Consider the following 23,675-nt stretch of genomic DNA (forward strand, 5'->3'; position numbering starts at 1 on the left):
CCCCCAGCATCAGCGCCCCATTGACCCCCGTCCCCACACTCACCAGCGCCGCACTCTGCCGATCCCGCGCCGTCCCGCGCCAGACCTCACCCAGCAAGGCCAGCTGCGCATCGCTCGCCAACATCACCGAAACCCCAAGCCGCGCCCGCAGGTCATCAGCCAGATCGCGCCCGTTCAGATAAGGCAGCGACGGCACCCAGGTCACCCGCCGCTCAGTACAGTTGCCGGGAATACTCACCCCCACGCGCCGAATGGCCTCGCCAAGGCGCGAAACCTCCTGCACCTGCTGCACCAGCGCCTCCAGCAACCCCTCATAGCTGGCCGGCACCGCCACCGACGGCGTCAGCACAACCTCCTTCTGCTGAAAGTAGGCTCCACGAAGGGTCTCTTCTCTGATATCGATGCCGAGATACATAGCTTCTCTCACCCCCTGTCGTCGCCTGGCTGCCGCTCGCCGGCGCGACGCGCCTTTCGCTTCCGTTCAACACCTCTCCCACCGCTCTCCTCGCTGCTCACTGTAATCTTAGCGCATCAACCCGCCATCGGCACACACACCACAGCGAAGTCCCCCTACCGCCAGCGAACCACTTTTCCATACCTACCACTTCTATAACGCAGCAACCCCAGCCGATCGCTCCAGCCAACCACAAACCCGGCCCCGGCCTCCTTCACCCTCAACCACAGGCCCCAGCAACAGACCCCACACAGCCCTTCAGCACGTGAACGGTCTCGACCGCCTATGTCCACGCCACCTCTCACCTCACGCCTCACTCACCAACCCAGCCAGGCCAGCCACAGCAAGCGAGAGACAGCCGCCAGCCGGCAGAGAGATCGCCAACAAGACAGGAACAAGGAGAAGCAAGAGGCAGGCTGGACAGGCAGCGGCTGCCGACGAACAGGCGGCTCGCACCACGCTGCCCACGACAGCCCGCTGCCCTCACTTCGCGGGGAACAGATACAATCAGACAAGAAAGCAATAAAGAAGTAGTCAGGCGCCAGCTCAAGCCCTACTGCTTGACCAGCTTCGCCTGCAGGCGGATCTCCGTGGCGGCTAGCGCCTTCGAGACCGGACAATTCTGCTTGGCGTCGTTCGCCAGCTCCTGGAATTTGGCTTCATCGATCCCAGGCACTACCGCCGTGGTCTCCAGCTCGATCGGGCCAATGGCATACCCCTGACCCGTGGAATTGAAGTGCACACGCGCATTCGTCTTGACGCTCGTCGGCGTAAAACCGGCGCGCGCCAGCCCCGCCGAGAGGGCCATCGAGAAGCAGGCCGCATGTGCCGCCGCAATCAGCTCCTCGGGATTGGTCCCCGACGTATCATCACCCATGCGCGTCTTAAACGAATACTGACCCTCAAAGGCGCCCGTGCCCAGCTTCAGCTGACCCTGGCCGCTCTGCAGATCACCTTTCCATTCCGCCTCAGCGGTGCGAACTGGCATATCGCTATCCTCCTCAAGTCAAGTACAACAGCTGCTTGCTGTCACTCCTGAGACTCAGCCATAAACAGGCAACAGAGCCTCTCTCAAGATAATAGCACACAGGGAGCAACGCGCCGGAAGAGACTCAGGTCACACTTCGCCCATCTCTTCAGCGCCTGCTCCCCCAGGCGTCTTCTGCATACCAGCCCGCAGCAGCGTCCAGCTGCACCGGTCAGCCCCTACTCGCCTGAAGCGGTCGAGAAGGCCGGACGCCCGTCAAAGGTATAGAGATGCTCCGTCTGAATGAAGTCGAAACCGGCCTCCGCCAGACGATGCAGCAGGGCAATGATCTGCTGCGGACGCAGAGCCTGCCCATTGCTGGCCAGGAAACGACAGCGCCAGTGATCGGTACAGAAGGTTTCTGGCAGGCCATTGGGCCAGACCTTGGCGCCACGATTGGTGATCATCGTCAACTGCAGCCCATCGCCATCCAGCCGCTTGATGGCCTCCCCCAGCTGCTCAGGACCACCGCCGCGCCACTCCAGGAACACATCCACACCCACCAGATCCTTCTTCTCCAGCGGCTCCTGACTGAGACGCTGAACACTGGCCAGCTTCGGCGCCGACGTATAGTTCACCGGCTTGAGCGTCTGCGGCATCTGACCCAGGCGCTCGATGATCGCCTGCGCAAACTCCTTCGTCCCAACCTTCTGCTTGCTGACCTTCTCGCTGTAGATGTCGTAGGTATGGATACCGTCCTCCAGGGTGCGCAGCCAGGCATTGTGCACGCGCGTCGCTACCTCCGGCTGCCCAATATGGACAAGCATCAGCACAGCCCCTAGCAACAGCCCCGAAGGATTGGCCACATTCTGACCGGCACGCCGCGGCGCCGAGCCATGAATGGCCTCAAACATCGCACACTGATCACCAATATTGGCCGAGCCGGCCATGCCGACCGAACCGGCAATCTGAGCCGCCACATCCGAGAGAATATCACCGTAGAGGTTGGGCAGCACCACGACATCAAAAGCCTCGGGCGTGTCCGCCAGCTTGGCCGAGCCAATGTCGACAATCCAGGTCTCGCTCTGAATGTCGGGATACTCGGCAGCCACCCGCTCAAAGATCTTGTGGAAAAGGCCGTCCGTCTGCTTCATGATGTTGTCTTTGACGAAGCAGGTGACTTTCTTGCGGTTATAAGCCCGCGCATACTCGAAGGCATAGCGAATGATCTTCTCGCTGCCCGGACGGCTGATGAGCTTGAGGCTCTGCACCATGTCGTGCGTCTGCCGGTACTCGATGCCGGTGTAGAGGTCCTCCTCGTTCTCACGGATGATGACGACGTCCATCCCCGGATACTTGGTATCGACAAAGGGATAGTAGGCAACACAGGGACGGACATTGGCGTAGAGACCGAACATCGTGCGAATGGTGACGTTCAGACTCTTGTAGCCCCCTCCTTGCGGCGTGGTAATGGGCGCTTTGAGAAAGACTTTGGTGCGCCGCAGCGACTCCCAGGCGCTCGGCTCAATGCCCGAGGGCACACCGCGCAAGTAGACTTTCTCCCCGACTTCGATCTCTTCAACGTCGATCCGCGCCCCAGCGGCCTTGATCACTTCCAGGGTGGCCGCCATAATCTCCGGGCCAATGCCATCCCCATACGCAACGGTAATGGGCGTATTCTGTGACATGGATCTTTGTACCTCTGTTGCGTCTCTAGTGGTGACTTGCGTTCTCTGGCTAACGAACCAGTGGGTTCTCAGTGGAGATTGCCACTTAAGTATAGCACACGACTAGCTCAACAGGAGCAGCCTCTCCCCCAAGCCGGTCCTGCCGCTGGGAATAAAGCAGTCGATCTTGCTGGTTTTCATTAAACAAATGCAGCACTATGACCTGATCATCGTTGGCGCCGGCCTGGTAGGACTGGCGACAGCTCGCGAGTATCTGCGGCGCCGACCGGGCCTGCGTCTGCTCGTAGTGGAGAAAGAGCCGCGCATCGCCGCCCATCAATCGGGGCACAACAGCGGTGTGCTGCACACAGGCATCTACTATACCCCCGGCTCGCTAAAGGCTCGCGCCTGCGTGGCCGGCCATCGGGCGATGCTGGCCTTCTGTCGCGAGCACGGCATTCCCTTCCAGCTCTGCGGCAAGGTGATCGTGGCTCTGACCGAGGAGGAGCTTCCGCGCCTGCAGGCCCTCTACGAGCGCGGTCAGCGCAACGGCGTCCAGGGCCTGGAGTTGATCGGTCCCGAGCGCCTGCGCGAGATCGAGCCGGCGGCGGCGGGACTACGAGCTATTTACTCGCCCAATACGGGGATCGTCGATTTTACCCGCGTGGCCGCCGCCCTGGCCGAGGAGATCACTGCTCACGGGGCGGATCTGCGCCTGAGCTGCCAGGTGGTGGGTCTGCTGCCGCGCGCCGCTGAGGTGGTAGTTCAGACCCGCTCTCACCCTCCCACGGCGGCAAGCCAGAGCGGCAGTCGCGAGGAAGAGCTGACGGCGCGAGCGGTCATCACCTGCGCTGGCCTCTATTCCGATCGCCTGGCGCGCCTGACCGGCGACGACGGTGGGCTGCGCATCGTGCCCTTCCGCGGCGACTACTACGTGCTGCGCCCCGAAAAGCGTCAGCTAGTGCGCGGCCTGATCTATCCTGTCCCCGATCCGCGCTTTCCTTTCCTGGGGGTTCATCTGACGCTGCGGCCCAACGGCGAGGTCTGGGTCGGACCCAATGCCGTGCTGGCCCTGGCGCGCGAGGGCTATGGCCGCTGGCAGCTTCACCCGCGAGAACTATGGGAAACCCTCAGCTACGGCGGCTTCTGGCGCCTGGCACGCCGCTACTGGCGCATGGGCCTGGCCGAACTCTATCGTGACTACGTGAAGCGCGCCTATGTGCGTCAGGTGCAGCGCTACGTGCCGGCTCTGCGGGCCGAGGATCTGCTACCAGGACCGAGCGGCGTCCGCGCCCAGGCCCTGGCCCCCGATGGCAGTCTGGTTGATGACTTTGTGATCCGCCGCGGGCAGCGCGTGCTGCATGTGCAGAACGCGCCGTCGCCAGCGGCCACCTCCTCGCTGGTCATTGCCCAGATGATCGTCGACGAGGCCCAGGCACAGTTTGCTCTCTAGCTCACACTCTCCGGTTGGTGCGGTTATTAGCGTTGCCCCCTGGCTCTGGGGTTGGCCACTTCGCCACTTCTGGAAAGCTGAGGGCCGGTAGTTGCTCCTGATCATGCACGAAACCCTCAACCCACTCACAGGCGCTGAGCAGCGCCGTGGCCAGACCTGGCAGTCGCGGAAGCAGAGGAGTGCAAAGCGCTTGCATGCTTTATCGAGGGCGCTGGCCTGTCGCCAGTCTTGCTGTAGTTGACGCAAGTACTTCTCTAGCTGCTCTTGCCGCTCTGAAGCTGATCCACGTCGGGACGTTTCTCCGGCCACAGGCATGAGCAGGCTACCGTTCCAGAGGCCCTGAGCTGAAGGCTACCAGTGGATAGCTGCTTGCTCGACTGTCAAGCAGACAGCGAAGGCCCTGATTCTGCGACACCAGCCTCTTCCCCGACCAGGAGAGAAAGGCTGCAACGGTCGCACCGGCAGTTATACCCATGTGTACTTGCCTCTGCATACTGGCATCCGCTTCCCGTTATGGGCTATGATAGCATGCTTCCGTATCATTGCCATCTTGGCGACTTGATTGCCTACTACTCTCGGAGAGAACCGACATTTGACCGCTCTTACCCCCTTCTTCAGAGCACGCTGATCACCGTTCTACAAACTCTGCCATTCTACCAGGGCCATATTTGACCGGACAGGTGTTCAACTAAGCCTATCGCCGCCAATGCTCTTTTGAACCGGTCCCTGGCACCTCACAGCAGCCTGGCTTGCTGAACGAGGACAAGAGCAACGCTTAATTGGATGTGTAGACACGCTATCGAGCGAGCAGCAAGGCTATGCAATAGCATGCCCGAACTTCGCGCTCATGCGGTTAGCTCATGGGGGAGACAGACGCTGGTTAGCCGAGCTACCGGGAGAGGTGGATCGCCCTGACTCGATCAAGTCTTCTTCCAGTTGGCCTGTCTGTTCCCAGAACAGCAGTTACTGCTATGTGAAATTGATTACCTAAAAGGCAAACCGCTTCACGTTTCTCTCTATGGAATAGAAAGCCATCGGAGGATAGCAAGGCATGGCTACAGCGAACCACACGGAGCCAGCCAGGCTCGATTACAGGCTCAAAGACCAACCGTTGGTCAACGTCGAAGGAGAATTAGAGCGAGTGCTGGCGGCACTACAGGAGCTGGATCACAGAGTGCTGAGTACCGAACAGTTGCTAAGGGAAGCCAGCCAGAATCTGGCGGAAGCGCGGGCGGCCTGGCAAGCTCTGTTCGCTACTCTGGAGCACCTGACCAATTGCCGGAAGGTCGGTGGAGCCCCCAACCTGGTAGTCATACCGGACAGCACCCTGATCAACGCCACAGACACCACAGCATCCTTGCCGGAGATCATCCCGCTGCAGGTCCACCCCCGCTATCTCACTTCCTCCCCTCTACCCTCACCAGAGGAAAGCCATCGGACCTCTCTCTCTCCGCTCTACATCACCTGCTTTGGACACTTCACCGTTCGACTCCTGCACGCCGAGGGGCCACCCATCCAGCTTTGCCGCAACACCAAGGGCCAGGCCATCCTCCGCTATCTTCTCGCTCAACCCCAGCAACGCGCCACCGTTGACATGCTGATGGCTGATCTCTGGCGGGACGAAGAACGGGAGAGCAGCCGACACAAGCTGCAGATCGCCGTCAGTGCTCTGCGTGCCTCCCTTAACAGAAAGCGGGTCCAGTCTCAATCTGATAGCTATATCCTCTACAAAGAGCAAGCCTATCTACTTAATCCTGCCGCCAGGATCATCACCGATGTTGCAGAGTTCCGACGTCTCTTCACTACTGGTCACCAGGCCAGTGATCCCACCTTCACAGCGCACTGCTATGAACAGGCCTGCAAACTCTACGCTGGCCCTTTCCTCACCGAGGACCTCTACGCCGAATGGTCATTTCTGATGCGCGAAGAGCTGGCCCGTGTCCACTATCAGATGGTCACCTGGCTGGCCGAGTACGCACTCCAACGCGGCGAAACTGAGATCGCCCTGACCTGGACCAACCTCCTGCTGAAATTGGACCGTTACGATGAAGAGGCTTATCGCAAGGCGATGCGCGCCCATAGTCTCAGCGGCAGACGCAATGAGATGCTTCGCTGCTATCAGCAGTGCTGCCAGACCCTGCGGGAAGAGCTGGGCATCGAGCCGCTGCCCGAGACACAGCGGCTCTTTGAGCAATTGATGGGGTTCCGTACCTCTTCCCCCTTGCCACAGCAGGAGCAGTAATCACATCACTCCCCAAGCGAGCCGGACCTTCATCTGCTTGCGCCTCCCGTCTAGCTCAAGCGCTGGATGGCATTGCTGGCAGCAGCACAGACGAACATCGGGAAAAAGTTGCCCGGCTGCTGCCCCGCCGTTACGACATCGGAAGGCGCTGCCCCCACATGGGCCACCGGATGAAGCACAGAAGGATCATCCACCAGACTGATATACCAGATCTCATTAGTAGGGGAGCGCTCTGGAACAAGGATGGCCGTCTGCAGGCTATTAGCCCAGTGCAGGAAGAAGAAAGGCGCTCCCTGACTATGGGCGAGCTGCGTGCGCGTGCCCGTCGCCAGATCGAACCGGCTCAGGGTGCCACTGCCGTCCGGCTGCTGCTCGGTTACATAGAGCGTATGGTGATCGGAGGCCATCAGCACGCCGATGGGATGCTGCAAGTTGGAGAGCACCGTCGTCACTGTTCCGCTGCTCAAATCGACTTTGACGACACTGCCCAGCGGCCCGCTGTCGTTGTAGAGCGCCACATAGGCAACATTGCCATCGAGAGCAATTTGCTGCGGAGCCGCCAGCCCGGAGGCCACCACAGTGGCCTGACTGCGATTGGCCCCGACCGCGAGAGTGACACGGTAGAGATTGCCCTGGCGCTCGGTCAGGTAGAGCGTCTGGCCGTCGGACGTCACAGCCACATCTTCAAGCAGGCTGTAGCCAGCGCCCAGCACCGAGTACGTCGGACTGCTCCCCGAGACGTTGGCCAGCAGCGAAACCTTGCCTCCATACTCGACGAAGAAGAGTCGATCACCGGCGCTGACGTATTGGCTGCCAATGGGAGCGGCGAGACCCGAGACCAGCGTCGTAACCGTCTGCGCCTGTGGTGGCGGCGGATTGGCCAGAGCAGTGGCCGTGGCATTGGCCTGCGCCGTCGCGGTGGCATTGGCCTGCGCCATCGCCGTCGCCTGGCTGCTGTTCTGCGCCGCTGCTGTGGCATTGGCCTGCGCCGTCGCCGTTGCCTGGCTGCTCACCGCCGCTACTGTGGCCGTGCTGGCCCCCGTCTGTACCAGGGCAGTCAGGGTAGCTGCCACATTGGGGGCGGGAGTAGAGACCGCCGTCCCCGGCTTGCCCGGCAGCGGCACCAGCCCCCGAGCCAGGGCCAGCGCCCCCCCAGCGATCAGGACCACAGCCAGCAAGGCCGGAACAATCCAGGGCGGTAGCAGCGCTTTGTTGACAAACTCGCCGGCGGCACTCTGGCTACGCCGCTCTCCTAGCGCTTTCAGATGCACCTGGAAGGGAATGCGCTCCTCCCGCCCTATCAGGCGCCGCCGCTCCTGCACGCTCAGTCCGATTCGCGCCTCCCGTCCGCTATCCAGCTCCAGGGGGTTCACCCGGAAAAGGTAGCGCAGCCGCTGCTCGTCATCCTCCCCCTCCAGCTGATAGCGGGCCGCTGCATTGCCAGCGTTGGCCACCGCCAGAGTGTAGGAGGCCCGACCACGGCCACTGGCGCGCCGCGGCTCCAGCCGCAGCGTCTCCTCACTGAAGGGCTGCACGGTCCAAACGCAGTTTGTCTGGCTATATTCTTGAGGTTGCTCGCGCGAGCGCGCGCGAATCAAGACATGATACTGACCAGCCCGGTGCGAGGGACGACGCGCCACATTGATGGTCAGGGTGACCGTCTCTTGCATGCCAGGATTGAGCTGCACTTCCTGCCCGGCGCCATGCAGCCATTCGGCAGGAACCCCCTCAACCGTTGGCGTGAACCAGTCAACGATGCTCCCCATGTTGGTGAGGGTGAGCTGCACGGTAGCCGTCTGCCCTGGCACCAGGGTCAGCGTTTTGGGCGAGACCGCCAGGCCAATGCGCTCCGAGGCCAGCGAGGTCGGTCCCTGGCTGTTCGCAACGGTGGGCGCGGCATAGTTGGCATAGGTGCTGCTTCCCATCCCTCCAGGCCGCGCGGCTCCAGGAGGAGAAGCCGGCCCCACATTCGAACGGACAACGGTGGCCGGCGGACTGGAACCTTCGAGACGCAGCCAGAAGGGGCCAAGGCGAACCATCTGCCGCTCCTGCCAGACCTGGCTGACTTGCGGCATGAGGCGCACGCCCTCTAGCAAGGTGCCGTTGCTCGATCCCAGATCCAGGAGCCGCACCTCTTTGCCGTCCCAGGTGATACGCAGGTGCTGGCGCGAGACCTGCTTTGAGAGCAGGACGATGTCGCTTCCTTCCTGCCGGCCTACGATGATGCCCGCTGGCCTGACTTCAACGATCTGCAGCGTGCGCCCGCTCTCATCGATGACGCGCACCCGCGGCACATCGCTGTAGCCCGGCATGGTGGAGACCGTGGGAGGCGCTGGCAACGCCGTCGGGGAGGCTGGCGCATCCAGGGTGGTGCGCGTTTGTAAGCTCGCCTGTTGCAGCCCAGGCCCCGAGGTCGATACCGGGACCGCTGCGCCCTCACCACTCCCCCCCAGCACATTCTGCAGGGCATTGGCCAGCGCTTGCCCATTGGCAAAGCGCTCCTCCGGCTTCTTGGCCAGGCAGCACATGACAATCTCTTCAAGGATGGAGGGAAGTTCAGGCCGCAGCTCGCGCGGACGCGGTGGCATGACATTGACATGCTTGTAGATGGCGTCGGCTACGCCGCTGATCTGAAAAGGCAGGGAGCCGGTGAGCATCTCGTATAAGACGACCCCCAGCGCATAGAGATCGCTACGCCCATCGATGGTCTTGGTGCCAAGGCATTGCTCGGGCGACATGTAGGCCAGCGTCCCCATTGGTGTGCCAGTGACTGTCTCAACCCCTCCTTCTACCAGACGCGCTAGCCCGAAATCGCTGATTTTGACCAGATAGTGCTCACGCCCCGGCTCCGAACCGGCCAGACGCCGCAACAGGAGATTGGCCGGCTTGATGTCGCGGTGCACCATCTGGAGCGCATGGGCCGCCGCTAACCCCTGCGCAACCTGGATGCCCAGCATGAGCACTTGCGGCAGCGGTAAGCGCTTCCCGCTCTGGCGCTTGAGCAGATTGCTGAGCGCACCGTCCTCCATATATTCCATGACCATGTAAAGCAGGCCATTCTCGTCGCCATAGTCGTAGACCTCGACGATGTTGGGATGATGTAGGGCCGCCACCGCCTTGGCTTCTTGCAGAAAGCGCGCACGAAAGTCTGGACGCGCGGCAAAGCTGGGCAGCATGACCTTGATGGCCGCCGGGCGCTCCAGGAGTTGATGCACGCCGCGAAAGACCTGGCCCATTCCACCCGCTCCCAGTACCGCCTCAATCCGATACTGCCCGACGGTCCGGCCTATGTACTCTTCATTCATCACGGGATGACCTCCAGTATGTACCCGGCATGTGCTGGCTTGTGTAACTGAATCAGCTCTTCAAGAAAGGCGCGATCAACCATCTCACCGTCTGCCGCCGGGGTCAACCTGACACGCACATGAAAGATAAATGGCTCTTCGGGCTTTTCAAAGATATCAGGCTGTAAGCCAGTGCAGACCTCAATCATGCGCTTGAGTCCATAAAGAGTCCCCCGCCAGCTATAGAGTTCCCAGGCTTCGGCCAGCAAACGCCGCTGACGCGCCTCCGGCCAGTGCGGATTGAGAGGGATGTCCAGCCAGCTCGCCAGCCAGGGCAGGAAGCGCGTCGGACAGGTACGCGGATCAAAGTACATTTCAATATGATCCTGGCGCTGCTCCAAAGGCTCCCAGATATCTTCAAAGATGTGGAGAAAACGCTGTAGAAAATCGCTCTCCTGGTAAATGTCGGGGAGATAGCCGAGATAGAGGCCGCCGATGCTCGGACCAGCTGGCACACTGACGGGCGTGGAGGGACGCGCCGCCCGCCCGGGCATGCGCTGCGCTCCAGCTCCAGGCTCTGCAGAGACAACGGCGGCAGCGGCTGCCGGCGGAGCTGCGGGTTGCTCTGCCGCGGCCTGTCTTTCCCCTTCACCAGCCTTGGCCGTCCCCGGCTCGGTCAGCCGTGGGGCCGTTCCCGCCTCCGCTTCATAGGTAATCAGATAGGGGCCAATTTGAAAGCTCGCCCCATCGCGCAGGAGGTAGGGCTGATGCGGTAGCAAGCGCTGCTGACCCACCAGGGTTCCGTTGGAGCTGCCCAGGTCCGTCAGAATGCAGCCCTGGGGCGTCAGACGCAGTTCAGCGTGGTGGCGCGAAATGATCTGATGATCGAGCATCAGGTCGCTCTCCGGCCCCCGTCCGATGCGCAGCCCCGACGTCGTCAGTGGGACTGTCTTGATGATCTCGCCTTGCAGGCGAATAACGAGCTGTGGCGTGGCCATCTCTCTCAGCGTACCTTTATTTGATGCTGTCCAGAACAGATGAGGCCGTGACGGGGAATCTGCACCGTCTGCTGATTTGACGACAGCGGCTTCTCCGCTCCTCCTGCCTCACCAACGCTGATCACCAGATTCTCTACATACTCTACATACTCAATACGCTGCAAAAGACCGTATAGCTCAGAACGGTTGAGCGCGCGCCCGAAGGGCCAGCCGTTGCTGCGCGGTCCTCCCACATAGGGATTGAGATAGCGACGCAGGGCCTCCAGGGCCTCTTGCTGGACTGCTTCGATGAGGGCGGGGTCGCTGTGCTCTGGGACGCGCAGGTCGGCCTGAATGGAGACGCGCACATATTGAGGCTGATGCACCTCCAGCGCGGTGCCGAGCAGGCGCCGGGGCTGCAGGTAGGAGAGGACCGCGCTACGCAGCTCGGCGGAGAGGGCCAGCTGTTCAGGTGCCAGGTCTCCCTCGGGCTGGTCGACCTGGGGCAGGATGATGACGAAGACCTGGCCCGGACGCGGATCGCCGCGCCCGCCAGGCTGGGCGCCGGGGGCCAGACAGCGTGCTCGCGCTACCCCGGGCACCTGGCAAGCCAGGTACTCATAATCATCAGCGGTCACCGCTCGGGTGCGCGCGCGCAGCTTTTGAGGGGCCCGCAGCCTGGCCTCCTCCAGGCTCTGGGCATCGCGTCCCCCCACAGCGGCGGCTCGATTGGTGACGTGAGCCACGTAGGGAATCGCAGTCTTGAGGACCGTCAGGGTGTCGCGCGCGACGTTGCCGACGACGCCTCCGCCATAGCGGTAGCGCTTGAAGATCAACAGGCTCCCTTTCTCAGGCACGGCACCAAAGCGGTAGACGGTGCCGTCGGGCTGCAGAAGGGCTGGCCCAAGCGTGAGCGAGCCATCAAGCTTATCCAGAGTGAAATGGCGATCTTCGGGGCCGGATTCGGCAAAGTCTTCGACTTCATGCCAGATGAGGGGCTTCCCGCCCGGTGGCTCGCTGACCAGGTACTCTTGCTGAGGATCGAGGGCGAGAATGGGGGTATGCTGGAGACGGAAGACCTGGCCAGGGGTGCCATCGCTGACGCCAAGCACCTCCTCTTTGACCGTAATGGCGTGGCGCGCGTTGACGGTCCCCCCACGAGCCTCGACGCGCAGACGGCGCATGACCGGCGAGACCTGGTATGATCCTGGCCCCGCCTGGGCCTCGGTCAGCCGGCAGCGCAGCCAGTAGCCGGTCACGCCCACGAATTCGGAACGGGCCATTTCCGGCAGATGGAGGATGATCTCACCGGCCTCGTTGAAGCCCCCGGTACCGTCATACTCTAGCTCGCAGTTCACCCAACGCGCGGCCCGCCCCTGCCAGACCTGCCAGACCAGCGGCGGTTTCGTCGGGTCAACGCCCGCCCCTCCGGCGCGCTCGCAGTCTACGATCAGGGCCAGCAGGTGATTGCTCAGGTCGTTCTCAAAAGCGAGCAGGAAGGCATCACCCGGAGCTGGTTTCTGGGGAAAGAGGGCAACGCGCTTCTCGCGCCCGCGCGCTCCTTCCGGCGGCAGGTTATGGCGCAGCCAGTTGCTCCCCTGGCTGGCATTGCGGGTAAAGGTGTCGATCAGGCGCGGCGGCTGAATGGTCAGAGGCTGCTCCGTCGTGAAGATGATGGCCGGGCTGCTCTCCGTACGCACGGTGGCGACCTCGGTGTCGACGGGAATGGTGACCGCCGTCGGCTGTGCGGCGGAAAGGTAAAAAGTAATGGGGGCTGTTGCTGCTCTCGGTGGCTCCAGCCGCATACCGATCAGTTCGAGGAATTTAATGTAGTTCTTGTCCGGTACCTGGTTGACTCGATAGAGCAGCATGTCGGTCATCCAGGCAAAAAGCTCGATGAGGGTCACGCCCGGATCGCTGACGTTGTGATCGGTCCACTCGCGGCAATAGTGGGGAATGAGCATCTTGGCCTGATCGACGATGTCTTGAAAGTGGCGATCATCTAGCTTTGGTGCAGGCAGCGGCATAGCTAGCCCTCCCTCTGGCCAGTCGCTTCCACCAGCCCGCTTTCACCCTCTCCCGGAATGCGGTAGAAGGGAAAGACCAGCGAGCGGCGGTCATGGGTGGCCTTGATTTCGTATTCAATGTCGATGAGCAGGCGCCCTGGTTCCACAGGGTCGGGACGCGCCTCCACGCTGATGACACGGATACGTGGCTCCCACATGCCCAGGGCTTCTTCTACGTAGTAGGCAGCCAGACCACAGGTGGTGGCGTTGTTGGGCGCAAACAGCAGCTCGTGAATCTGACAGCCAAACTCAGGCCGCATGACACGCTGTCCTTTGGGGGTCAGCAGAATGAGGCGTATGGCCTCCTCGATATCGCGTTCCTGGCGCGCCAGCGCGATGCGTCCGTGGGCATCGATGTGAATCGGGAACGCCCAGCCGGTTCCGAGAAAATCGCGCATAGTGCTTCTTCCTTCCTTCCTCTCTTTCGCTGTGGATCTGCTCTGCTGTGCTCGCTGTGCTCGCTCTACTGGCGCCGGCGGAGCAGCATGGACGGCCCGCGTCCGGGCGAATCTGGCTGATCCCGGCTCTGCTCTCCTAGCCGCCGATGAGCACGGAGCCAACGGCTACGACGGTGCCCACCGGCAGGTCAGCCGGGTCGTTACAGGTCGTGGCGCTGTCACCATTGCGCGCTGCCGGTTTGCCGTTGATCAGGACGGTGGCGCTGCCGGTGATGATCAGGCCCCGGTTGCTCGGGGGACGCTGAAAGGGGCCGCCCTGGGGAACGTGAGGCGGCACGTTGTCAGCGGTGCTCCCCTGGGTGGCCGCCGGCAGACCCATGATCATGACATTGGAGCTGAGATTGCCGCTGATGATACCCGTAAAGGGATGCGGCAAGGGCGTTGGCACCGTGCCCCCCGGCGAGGGAATCAGGACAATATGGGTGTCCATAGCGGTGATCTGGTCGCCCTGTTTCGCTGCCGGCTGCCCCATGCTGGTCGCTCCTTCTCTGTTTGTCTTGTTCCTTGTTCGCGCTGTCTTGAGGAAAACGTCTCAGACTCAGACAATTTCGGGATGCTTTTTGTTCTCTGATCGCCGGTCTCTGGCCTCGCTCAGTTTAGATTGATGGTCGTGCCTTTGACGGTGACGATGCCGGCGCCGCCATCGATACTGACGCCCTGTCCTTTGAGCTGGATCTGGCCCTGAGCTTCCAGAGACAGGGACCCCTGGGCTTTCAGGCTGATGTTGCCCTGCACGCTGATCTGCAGGCTATTGGAGGCGGTGTCGATCTTGATGCTGTTCCCCGCGCTATCGGCGATGGTGATGCCACCACCGCCCTCGCTATCGTCCAGGGTGATGAGGTGTCCGCTGCGCGAGCGCAGGAGGCGCTTCGTGACCCGGCCTCCGCTGGTGGCCTGCGGCTCCGGTGGCTTGTCCTGGCCATTCCACAGGCCGCCCAGGATGTAGGGGTGTTGGATATCGCCCTCCAGGAAGCCAACCAGGACTTCATCGTTGATCTCGGGCAGGAACTGGATGCCGCGCTGAGCGCCGCCGCCCGGGACAACCACGCGCGCCCAGCCGCTGGCATGTTCCTCGGAAAGGGCGGGATATTTGACTTTCACTCGCCCCCAGCCGGCGGGATCGTCATTGTCGGTGACGATGCCAATGACCAGGTTCGTGCCCGAGGAGGGGAGGCCAGCGGGCGTTGCCGCCGGCAGGCTCTGGCGCTGATCGCCGCTCAGTAGATTGAGCAAGGTCGCCGGCTGATAGCCGCTGACGCTGAAGCGGGTCAGGTAGCCGTGGCGTGCGCTGTAGCTATGGAGGGTGCTGGTGACAAAGTAGGTGCCGCTGAAGCGCGTGCCCACGGCTTTGATGCGTACGCTGACCCCCGCTACCAGGGCGGGCAGGCCACTGCAGGCCCCCTCGGCTTCGATAAAGCGCCCGGCGGCGCGGTCGGCCACGGCCTGCGCCAGACGCTCCGCCTCAGCCTGGGTGCGCACCGACCCCGCGGCGACGAGGGCCTCCGCTGTGAGCTGGAAGGCCTGCTGAACAAGATCGCCTCCGCTCTGCTCTTGCCCGACCTGCGGCGCCCCCTGGCCGTTCTGCACCTGGCTGACGACTGCGCGCCGCTGCTCCGGGTCCCAGCCGCGCACGGTGATCTTGCTGAGCTGGCCAAGGGTGGTCAGGCGCGGCGCAAATTCGTGCAGGTTGACGCCCCACTCAAGTTCAAGCTGGCTTCCGCCGCTCTTGAGCGGCTCTACATGCAGGGTCTTCCCCTGAACGTAGAGCAGGCAGCCCAGGGCCGCCGCTCTGCGCTGCAGAAACTCCAGGTTGCTCTCGTTGTTTTGAAAGATGTGGTCATGGACCTGCCCGTTGGTCCCTACCTGGGCCTCCAGTCCGGCCTCTGCAGCAAGCTTCCTGATCAGGTCCTCGTCACTGACGTTGACGAAGGAGCGCACACGGCTCCCGCGCCCGAGGCGATGCAGGCGATCGAAGGCGCGAATGATCAGTTGCTGGTTGCTGGCGTCAAAGGATGGCTCGATTTCGACGATCTCTCCATCGAAGAGCAGCTTCGTTTGCCGCCCGCTGTGCACCTCGATCTGCACGCTCTTGCCCGGCAGGAGGCTGTTGTCGTCGATCCAGCGCAGCCGCGTGTCGTGCAGGGCAATGGTGGCGACGTCCGGCAGGTGCAGGCTGTTTTCAACGGTCACCTCCAGCAGGTCGCCCATGAAGTCCGGCGAGACGTCGGCTCCGCCGATTTTGATGGAAAGCAGGCTGAGCAGGTTCTCATTCTGTGGCATTGGGGATCTCCAGCAGCAGACCTGGCGTGAGCTGCCGCACACGGGTCAGGCGGTTGGCTTCGGCGATCAGGCGCCAGAGGTTGGGGTCACCGTACTCTTTGTAGGCGATCCAGGCCAGGGTGTCCCCTTCGCAGACGCGCCAGACGCGCTCTCCTCCTACACCGCCCGAGGTGGGATTGGTCGGCGGGTAGTCGTCTGCGTCCTGTACCTGCTGAAAGGTGACGTCCAGGGTGGAGCGCACGGGCATGCCGTCGGGCAGAAAGAGCGTGAAGCGCTCGCGGATGTTGGTAATGACGGCTTTGAAGCTCCAGACCGCTCCCCACTGGAAGCTGACAACAGGAGGCCGCCCTTTTTTGTGCTTGGCGCCCCCTCCCCGGCCTCCCAGCGGCCCAAGCGCCGGGTCGACTTTCATCATGTTCCAGATTTTTTCGGTATAGGCTTTGCGTACATCTTTGGGGCCGCTTCCCTGGCCGTTGCTTTTGATGTTGGTGTAGGTGTCAAAGAAGAGCTGCATCTGCAGCGTGGTGGGCTGGCCGCTGCCAAATTCCAGGCGGGCGATGTTTGTACCCTTGCTCTCTTTGGCGGTCCAGGAGTTCTGTTTGCTAAAGGTGTATTCCTTGGGATTAAACATGCACTCGACGCTGGAGCCGTGATCATGATCAACAATGGTGGCCAGCGCCAGCGGACTGCTTTGCATAGGCTGCTCTCCTTCCTTGGGTGTCTGCTTGCGTTTATGAGAGCAGGCGACGCTGCTCGGCGCTCAGGCGACGCTTGAGAAGGGTATAGACCTGACGCGCCAGGGCATCGAGATCCGGCTCCGGGCCGCGGGCCGCCGAGGTGGCCGGTGGCGCTTCACCTTCGTCGCCGACCGGCGTGGCCAGGCTGCGCTCGACGCCGGCGCGGCTGCTGCCCTCACTCGCGACCGCAATCGCGCTCTCAATTGTCGAGAGGGGCAGAGGCGCAGCTGATGATACGCCGGGCGCTCCCCGGGCCGGCTCGCTCGCTGGTGAGCCTGCGGCAGGAGGCGGTCCCGTCAGCCAGGCGGGCAGCGGTTCCCAGGGTGCTGGCAGCTTGCCCCAGATGCCGCGTTCGCTCTGGCCGCTACGCCCGGTATCGGGCGGTCGTCCCGCGCTGGCGGTGGGCGGCTCGGTCGCGGTCATGGGCGCAGGCGCTTCCGGCGCTGGCAGGACTGCCTGTTCTGGCAGCGTCGCCGGAGCGGTCACCGCGAAGGCGGCCCGCGCCTGCTGGCGGACCTGGCGTTCGACGGCGATGGCGAGCTGCTCCTCATCGAGCGGCGCCGCTGGCTCGGCACCTTCCCCCGGATTGGAGGGGGGCCCCGGGCGCACGATCGGCGGGAGAAAGCGCGGCTGGCGGCGGCGCATGACGTGTGTCAGCTCATGGGCCAGCAGGCCAAGGCCCTCCGGTGAGGTTTGTTCCTGCTGCGGCGCCAGCTCGATGCCATTGGCATCGCTCAGCGCCGCGGCGGCGCGGGCCTCCGTGGCGCGAGCGGCCTGGGCATCGCGGTAGAGTGCGACCTCGGCCAGATCGATGCCCAGCAGCGGCTTGAGGAAGTGGCGGGCGGTGAGGCCCGGTGGCTCTGGACTGCGCGCTGCCGCCGCAGCTGTGCTGCTCCCACCACTCGCTGCCTGGCGCCGGGCCGTAAGAATCAGCGGCGACGCCTGCCTCAGCGAGGGCCTGCCGCCGCTCTCTCTACTCACCCTGTCCGCATCTGTCTGAGACACTGGCTCCTGCTCATTGGCGACGCCTGGCACTCTCTCTGGGAAGCCTGGAGATGGAGAGCCGGGGGCTGGCTCTGGCTCCGGTCTTGCAGCCGACTGCCCCTGCTCGCGCCTGGCTTGCTCAACCAGACGATGGAACCAGCGCTGTGGTGAGCGTTCAGCCTCGTCCTGATGCGGTCTGAATAGCCGCGCTGCCTCGGTGGACCGTTCCGGCGCTGCGGCCACCTCGGAGGTGGACCCAGGGGACGCCGGCAGCCTCTGGCTGATCCTGGCAAGATCGCTTTCTGATGTATCTAGAGCAATAGTATCATATGGTGTATTTGCTGCACCCAGTTCGATCACACGTGCGCGGCCCAGCGGAGGCACCGCTGGCAGCGACTGCGACACGACAGGCCCGGCTTCCAGTCGCGCGCCCTCGTCCAGGCTGGCCATTGTCGCCGGCTTCTCTTCGTCGGCGGCATCTGCTTCCCAGTGCTGGTCTTGGTCGCGGTCTGCCACCGCTGGTGCTGACAGGTCCTCCTCGGAGGCTGGCGGCGCTGCAGACAGGCGAGCGCTAGCTGGCAGGACCTCTGTCTCCGGGCGGCTTGCCCACGACTGCGGCACCTCATCGACGGATCGTCGGAGCGGCTGCGCTGTTGGAAGCGGGTACGGGTGCGCCTCTCCAGTGGTCAGGCTCGCCAGGCCGAGGGCGGCGGCCAGCGTGTGGCGCCGCGCCAGGAAGCGCAGGAGCGGCGAGGCCGGCACGGGGTTGAGTAGCCGCTGCCGGCGGCGCTGATAGGTCAGCAGCAGATGTCGACGCACAATAGTCCCTCCGTCTCACCCAGTTGCCTGCTCAGCCGAGGGTCACACCCTCGTGGGCCAGCTCCAGGGTTTCGATGGCCGCCGTATTATCCGGCGCGCGCAACTGGGGGCCGACCCACTTCACCGGATAGGCATTGAGAAAGTTCCAGCGCATCAGCTCGTTGCCCGCCACGTCGTACATGACGACCGAGATATGGCGACGCTTGAGGCGCCCGCTGGCAACGTCGGCCAGCCAGCGATAAAACTCGTTGGAGGTCGTCAGGCCGCGCTTGAGCGTCAGATTGCTCACCTTGGTGAAGCCAGGCAGGCGATAGACAAAGCCATTGTTGCCGCCTTCCTGGTACTCCAGGACGTCCATTTCGACTTGCAGGCCGCTGACCTCGGTAAAGACCCCCTGGGCCTGGCCCTCAAAGAGGACATAGAAACGGCAGCCCGGATAGGCTTCGGTGGCCATCGGCTCTTCACCTCCCGCGTCTTAGAGGACGCCCCGTCCCCCGTTGCCCACGGGCCAGGGAGAGGCGCACCTCCTGACACAGCAATTGATAGACCTTCTCCGCCAGTTGCTCAACGTCAATGGCGGCGCCGGCGCTCTCGTGCCCAGGCAGGCCGGAGCTGAAGCCGGGGGCCTGTTGGTCAGAGGCTGACTGCTTTGTCATCAGCTTCACCACCTTCTGTCAGGTCGAGCGAGAAGCGCAGGCCGCAGCGGGGACACTGCGTCTCGAACAGGGTCGTGCCGACCTCGTTGACCTGCACATAGAGGCGCTGCAGATAGGCGAGATCGGCAGAAAAGAGTCCTTCGATTACGCTCACGTCGACGGGATGCAGGTCTCCCAGGCGCGTCACGACGCGGCTGAGCACCAGGATCGTCAGGTAGGCCTCGTTGGCGCGCACGCGCGCATCCTGCAGCGGCTCGATCTCATCGAGAGCGGTCGCCAGGCGCATTATTCCCTGCCGATGGAGGTTCCCGCGCGCGTCGACATAGCCGCAAGGCAAGGTAAAGGGAAACTCGGTCTGCAACATCGTCGTCTCAGCTCCCCAGGCATATTACGGGGCCTTAGCTCACGCGCTCGTAGCCCTCGTGGGTAATCTCCAGCTCCTCGATGGCCACCTCGTTATTGCTGGCGTTGGCGCTGGGGCCGGTCAGTTTGCTCGGCCAGGCGTTGATGAAGTTCCAGCGCGCCACCGGCTCGCCCTGCTGGTTGTACATGGTGATAGTGCCGTTCTTGCGCGCCTCATCGATCTTGCCTTGCTCGACAAGCTTGCGCCACTGCCACATGTCCATCGAATCGGTGATGCCGCGCTTGAGCGTGATATTGTTCCATTTGAGACGGCCCGGTACCTTCTTGATGACGAACTCGCCACGCGGCCCGCTGGCTTTGTATTCGACGATCTCGTTCTCGCTGCCCAGGCCGGTGCATTCGCGAAAGGCGCCAACAATCTGGCCTTGAAATTCGACGCCAAACCATGATGAGACCAGTGGATCTTTCTCTGCCATAAGCTCCTCCTCTTTGCGCTCTCAGTCACCAACAGTCAAGCGGTCAGCAGTGTGTCACAAGCGGCTTGGAGCTGCGGATCATGGGTGAGGGAGAGCCTAGGCGCCTCCGCCAGCCCATTGCCGCAGACGGAATACCACAAATTCAGCCGGCTTGACGGGCGCCAGCCCGATATCAATGAAGAGCATGCCGCGATCGCGCACGTCGGGCGGATTCAGCTCTTCGTCACATTTGACAAAGAAGGCTTCTTCGGGCGAGCGGCCAAAGAGCATGCCATCGCGCCAGACTCCCGTCAGGAAGGCCGTGATGTCGCGCTTGACACGCGCCCACAGGTCGACATCGTTGGGTTCGAAGACCACCCACTGAGTGCCGCGCTCGATCGACTTCTCGATATAGTTGAAGAGGCGACGCACATTGACGTAGCGCCAGGCCGGGTCGCTACTGAGGGTGCGTGCGCCCCAGACGCGCAGGCCGCGCCCGGTAAAGGAGCGGATGCAGTTGATGCCGCTTGGGTTGAGGGTATCCTGTTCGCCCTTCGTGACCTGGATGACGCCCTCCAGGGCGCCGCGGACGACCTCGTTGGCGGGGGCCTTGTGGACACCACGCTCGTTGTCGTTGCGGGCGTAGATGCCGGCGATGTGGCCGGAAGGGGGGACGGCCAGCGGGCGGCCATCGGGGCCGGAGATTTTGATCCAGGGATAGTAGAGGGCGGCGAATTTGGAGTCGTAGGCGGCCTCGGCCTCCCGCCAGAGCTTGACCTGCTGCGGCGAGAGGTCCGGCAGGGGGTCCAGAATGGCGATGCGGTCGCCCATGCGCTCGCAGTGGGCGATCATGGCCAGTTGCACGGCTTTGACGCCCTCGCGAGTGATCAGGCCGGCCTGATAGGCAGCCATCAGGTCGGGACAGCAGATCATTGTGACGTCCTCGGCGACCTCCAGCCCTTCGAAGCCGCTGCGCTCGGCGGCGCTGCCGGCAAAGTGATCCGGCTGCACCTGGGGCAGGGCAAGCTGAGCCGGAGCTTTGAGGACATAGCTGCCTGGCTCGGGCGCCCGCTCTATAGCGCTGCCGCTCGTCTTCGGCTCGACCAGGCGAATGAGCTGACTGAGCTGATTGACCGTCTCAACGGCGGACTTGACCCCAGCCCCGCCGCTACCCATACTCAGGTTTTCAAACAATTCTTCTTCGTCACCCATGCTCACCTTGAGGGAGAAGAGACCGCGGTTGCCGGTTGCTGCGGCAGGCGCAGCCTCGGCCTCCTTCTGCTCGCCTTCGGCTGCGGCGGGCGCCGGCGGGGGCGGCAGGGTTTTGCTGGGCGGCAAGACTTCGATCTGAATGTCCTGCTCAGGCACGTTTTTGGGATGGATGATCAGCGAGGGCACGGCTTTGGAGGCCCGGCTAGGCAGGAGGAGCGGCGTGGGCTTCTCTTTCTTTGTCCCGCTGTTGACCAGGCGTGTAACGTAGCAGCGCCCGCCTCCGTTGAGGAAGTAGCCGTAGACGGCGTGCGAGAGGTAGGAGCCGGCCAGGTGGGGGTTACGTATACCGCCTTCTTCAAGGCTGCCGAAGGTGGTGACATACTGCGACCAGTTGGTGATCAGTACGGGTCGATTGGCCGGCCCGGCGGGGGCAAAGCCCACAAAGGCCGCGGTGGCGGTCCCAACGCCTTCGATGGGCCGCGGCCCGCTGTCTACTTCCTGAATGTAGACGCCAGGTGAGAGGTATTCGGGCATGGTCCCTGGTCCTCCTTCTTATTCATGCAAGATCGGTCGTCACGTCAGATCGGCTTGTGCGCTGCATGGCACTTCAGGTCAGGTCTCTAGCGCAGGTAATGCCTCCAGGACAATCTCATAGGAGAGAGAGCCGCGCGTGCCCGGCTGGTCGGCAGCGGCGTCGTCACCGTAGTCGAGTGTCAGGCGCCGGGCCGGTCCCGCGGGCGGCATGAGGCGTAGCACGGCTCGCCGCGGCGGCAGATGGCCCAGGACGAAGCGCCCGGCACTGTCGGTCACGCTCTCGTGGGGATGCCCTTCCAGAGCGATGCGCACCCCAGCCAGAGCCTCGCCTTGCTGGTTACGCACCACACCTCCGAGGAGCAAGGCGCTTTCGCTGACCAGCTCTTCCCCCGGCGCCAGGCGGCGATAGCGGACGGTGCGCTTCAGTACCAGCGGAGCCTCACCAACGGGCGCCAGCTCCACGGGTACCGTGATGGTGTAGGCCAGCGCCGGACGCGGCGGACTTCCCAGGCTGTTCCAGAGGGCAATGAGCTGCCCGCCTTCGTTCTCCTGGGCCAACCTGGTGACCAGCGGCACGGACAGGGTCCGCAGCTCCTCCGGCAGCAGCTCCTCCGGCACCTGCGGATAGCGCACGAGGGTGGTGAGCACGCGCCAGAGCAGTTGCTGCTCGTCTTCGATGTCGCTGCTGATGGCGCTGACCATATAGTGCAGGTCGAAGCGCCGCGGCAGGGGCCGACGTTCGGCCCGCCCGTTGGCGGCGACGGTCTGATAGCTGCTCTGACGCAGCTCGACGTTTTCCTGAATGGCGTAGAGGAAGAGGCTGATCGTCGGCTGCCAGAGGCGCGCGATGCGCTCAGAAGTTGGGGCCTCGAAGATGATCGCGACCTCTTGCTCGCTGATCTGGCCGCGCTCGTAGAGCAGGCGTCGCAGGATGTTCTGCACAGTGAGCAACATGGCCCTTCATCCTCACTTCAACGCGGCGCCAAGCAGGGAGCCGCCCACGAGGCCACCAAGGCCTCCGAAGAAGGCGCCCACTGGGCCGCCGGCCAGAAAGCCACCGACTGCGCCCCCGATTCCTCCCAGCCAGGCCCCTAACATGCCGTGTGGCGCGCCCTCGCCGCGGCGAACCTTGTCAATATAGGGCAGCAGCGTGGAGAGATCCTTATAGTCGTCAGCAGTGGCCGTACCGTCTCGGGTGCGTCGCAGGGCCCGGTTATAGTCTTCGATCGCCTCGGCCTGCTGTTCGGGATTCCACTCCTCCCAGGGTTTACCTTCCTTCACTGCGGCGCGCCAGTCATAGGCGGCATTGCGGCTGCCACCCCCGATGGCGCCCCGAATCTGGGCGACCAGGCTCTCTGGAATGTAGGCCAGGCCACCATGTTGATACTGCCAGACGTGCCCCATCTCATGGATAAGGATCAGTCTGCCTTCCGGGGTCAAATTGAGCGTATCGCCGTCGTAGTAGTCATCCTCAAGATTGATGGTGTTGCCGACCGTACGGGAGGCGCCCGAGGAGAGGATGCTATGCTTCGTGATCGTGATCGCCGAGTAGTCGAGGCTATCGGCGTAGATTTCGCGAGCGTAGGCGATCTCATCGGGCGTGAGTGAGCGGCGCTGCTGCGAGAGCCGGTCACCTGCGGCAGCCCCACCTAGCAGGCCGGCCACACCGCCGATCACTGCCCCAGCCGGGCCGCCCACGAAGAAGCCGCCGACCGCACCCACGACGGCGCCCCCCAGTCCTCCGAGCGCGGTTCCCAGCCAGGAGCGCCGAATGACGCGCGCTGGAGCCGTCTTGGAGAGGCTGCCACTCACCGCTGTCGCCGCGGGAGCCGCCATGACCCGGGCAGCCACCTGCCCGGCCTCGCGCTCATAGCGATCATCAACAGGCCCGACGACGAGGGGGCTATCAGCTCTGGCACCTCCTGTCTGCACCACGTGTGTCAGCTCGTGCGCCAGCAGCTCTCGACCCGCCTCGCTCTGCGGCGCGTACTCCCCCTGGCCGAAAAAGATGTCCTGCCCGACGGTGTAGGCCCGCGCATTCAGGGCGCGCGCCGCCTGGGCCGCCTC

At 63.3% G+C, this 23,675-nt stretch carries 20 protein-coding genes; 2 read left to right on the plus strand and 18 right to left on the minus strand.

Annotation, left to right across the window (positions count from 1 at the left end; all coding sequences use genetic code 11):
- The 3 genes from IRZ31_RS09855 to IRZ31_RS09865 all read right to left on the minus strand — a co-directional run.
- Nucleotides 1–415: ROK family protein (locus IRZ31_RS09855; protein WP_297152917.1), on the minus strand; the 415-nt coding region annotated here is incomplete at its 3' end.
- 592 nt (nt 416–1,007) lie between these two features.
- Nucleotides 1,008–1,442, minus strand: a complete 435-nt coding sequence (locus IRZ31_RS09860; RefSeq protein ID WP_297152918.1) for an OsmC family protein — start codon at nt 1,440–1,442, stop codon at nt 1,008–1,010.
- Between the two features lie 218 nt (nt 1,443–1,660).
- On the minus strand, nt 1,661–3,109 hold the full coding sequence (locus IRZ31_RS09865; protein ID WP_297152919.1) for an NADP-dependent isocitrate dehydrogenase: 1,449 nt from the start codon (nt 3,107–3,109) through the stop codon (nt 1,661–1,663).
- A gap of 166 nt (nt 3,110–3,275) precedes the next feature.
- Here IRZ31_RS09865 and lhgO point away from each other — a divergent pair, with 166 nt between their 5' ends.
- A complete protein-coding gene (lhgO, locus tag IRZ31_RS09870) occupies nt 3,276–4,541 on the plus strand; it encodes an L-2-hydroxyglutarate oxidase (RefSeq protein ID WP_297152920.1) in 1,266 nt (421 codons plus the stop codon).
- A gap of 1,051 nt (nt 4,542–5,592) precedes the next feature.
- Nucleotides 5,593–6,783: a bacterial transcriptional activator domain-containing protein gene (locus tag IRZ31_RS09875; RefSeq protein WP_297152922.1), complete on the plus strand. Its 1,191-nt coding sequence runs from the start codon at nt 5,593–5,595 to the stop codon at nt 6,781–6,783.
- A gap of 50 nt (nt 6,784–6,833) precedes the next feature.
- On the opposite strand, the gene IRZ31_RS09880 is transcribed toward IRZ31_RS09875, so the two are convergent.
- The 15 genes from IRZ31_RS09880 to IRZ31_RS09950 all read right to left on the minus strand — a co-directional run.
- Nucleotides 6,834–10,088 (minus strand): FHA domain-containing serine/threonine-protein kinase, encoded by a 3,255-nt coding sequence (locus IRZ31_RS09880; RefSeq protein WP_297152952.1) that lies wholly within the window; start codon nt 10,086–10,088, stop codon nt 6,834–6,836.
- Nucleotides 10,088–11,065, minus strand: coding sequence for a phage tail protein I (locus IRZ31_RS09885; protein WP_297152923.1), 978 nt, complete (start codon nt 11,063–11,065; stop codon nt 10,088–10,090). The genes IRZ31_RS09880 and IRZ31_RS09885 overlap by 1 nt, the downstream gene beginning before the upstream one ends.
- A gap of 5 nt (nt 11,066–11,070) precedes the next feature.
- Entirely contained in the window at nt 11,071–13,071 is a 2,001-nt protein-coding gene (locus IRZ31_RS09890) for a putative baseplate assembly protein (RefSeq protein WP_297152925.1), read from the minus strand.
- Nucleotides 13,072–13,073: 2 nt separating this feature from the next.
- A complete protein-coding gene (locus IRZ31_RS09895) occupies nt 13,074–13,508 on the minus strand; it encodes a GPW/gp25 family protein (protein ID WP_297152927.1) in 435 nt (144 codons plus the stop codon).
- Nucleotides 13,509–13,644: 136 nt separating this feature from the next.
- Nucleotides 13,645–14,040: a PAAR domain-containing protein gene (locus IRZ31_RS09900; protein ID WP_297152929.1), complete on the minus strand. Its 396-nt coding sequence runs from the start codon at nt 14,038–14,040 to the stop codon at nt 13,645–13,647.
- 119 nt (nt 14,041–14,159) lie between these two features.
- Nucleotides 14,160–15,848, minus strand: coding sequence for a VgrG-related protein (locus IRZ31_RS09905; protein WP_297152931.1), 1,689 nt, complete (start codon nt 15,846–15,848; stop codon nt 14,160–14,162).
- Nucleotides 15,835–16,545, minus strand: coding sequence for a hypothetical protein (locus IRZ31_RS09910; protein WP_297152933.1), 711 nt, complete (start codon nt 16,543–16,545; stop codon nt 15,835–15,837). The genes IRZ31_RS09905 and IRZ31_RS09910 overlap by 14 nt, the downstream gene beginning before the upstream one ends.
- A 34-nt stretch (nt 16,546–16,579) precedes the next feature.
- Nucleotides 16,580–18,388 (minus strand): DUF4157 domain-containing protein, encoded by a 1,809-nt coding sequence (locus IRZ31_RS09915; protein WP_297152935.1) that lies wholly within the window; start codon nt 18,386–18,388, stop codon nt 16,580–16,582.
- Nucleotides 18,389–18,419: 31 nt separating this feature from the next.
- Nucleotides 18,420–18,842 (minus strand): phage tail protein, encoded by a 423-nt coding sequence (locus tag IRZ31_RS09920; protein WP_297152938.1) that lies wholly within the window; start codon nt 18,840–18,842, stop codon nt 18,420–18,422.
- Nucleotides 18,843–18,849: 7 nt separating this feature from the next.
- Nucleotides 18,850–19,044, minus strand: a complete 195-nt coding sequence (locus tag IRZ31_RS09925) for a hypothetical protein (protein WP_297152940.1) — start codon at nt 19,042–19,044, stop codon at nt 18,850–18,852.
- The gene (locus IRZ31_RS09930) at nt 19,022–19,408 is read right to left on the minus strand and encodes a hypothetical protein (RefSeq protein ID WP_297152942.1); all 387 of its coding nucleotides are present in this window, start codon (nt 19,406–19,408) and stop codon (nt 19,022–19,024) included. Before IRZ31_RS09930 ends, IRZ31_RS09925 begins: the two co-directional genes overlap by 23 nt.
- A gap of 34 nt (nt 19,409–19,442) precedes the next feature.
- Nucleotides 19,443–19,883, minus strand: a complete 441-nt coding sequence (locus IRZ31_RS09935) for a phage tail protein (protein WP_297152944.1) — start codon at nt 19,881–19,883, stop codon at nt 19,443–19,445.
- A 96-nt stretch (nt 19,884–19,979) separates the two neighbouring features.
- Nucleotides 19,980–21,608, minus strand: coding sequence for a phage tail sheath C-terminal domain-containing protein (locus tag IRZ31_RS09940; RefSeq protein ID WP_297152946.1), 1,629 nt, complete (start codon nt 21,606–21,608; stop codon nt 19,980–19,982).
- Between the two features lie 78 nt (nt 21,609–21,686).
- On the minus strand, nt 21,687–22,562 hold the full coding sequence (locus IRZ31_RS09945; RefSeq protein WP_297152948.1) for a Pvc16 family protein: 876 nt from the start codon (nt 22,560–22,562) through the stop codon (nt 21,687–21,689).
- 12 nt (nt 22,563–22,574) lie between these two features.
- The coding region (locus IRZ31_RS09950) for a DUF4157 domain-containing protein (protein ID WP_297152950.1) at nt 22,575–23,675 on the minus strand (1,101 nt) is incomplete at its 5' end.

Source organism: Thermogemmatispora sp. (assembly GCF_019683635.1).
Classification (GTDB): domain Bacteria; phylum Chloroflexota; class Ktedonobacteria; order Ktedonobacterales; family Ktedonobacteraceae; genus Thermogemmatispora.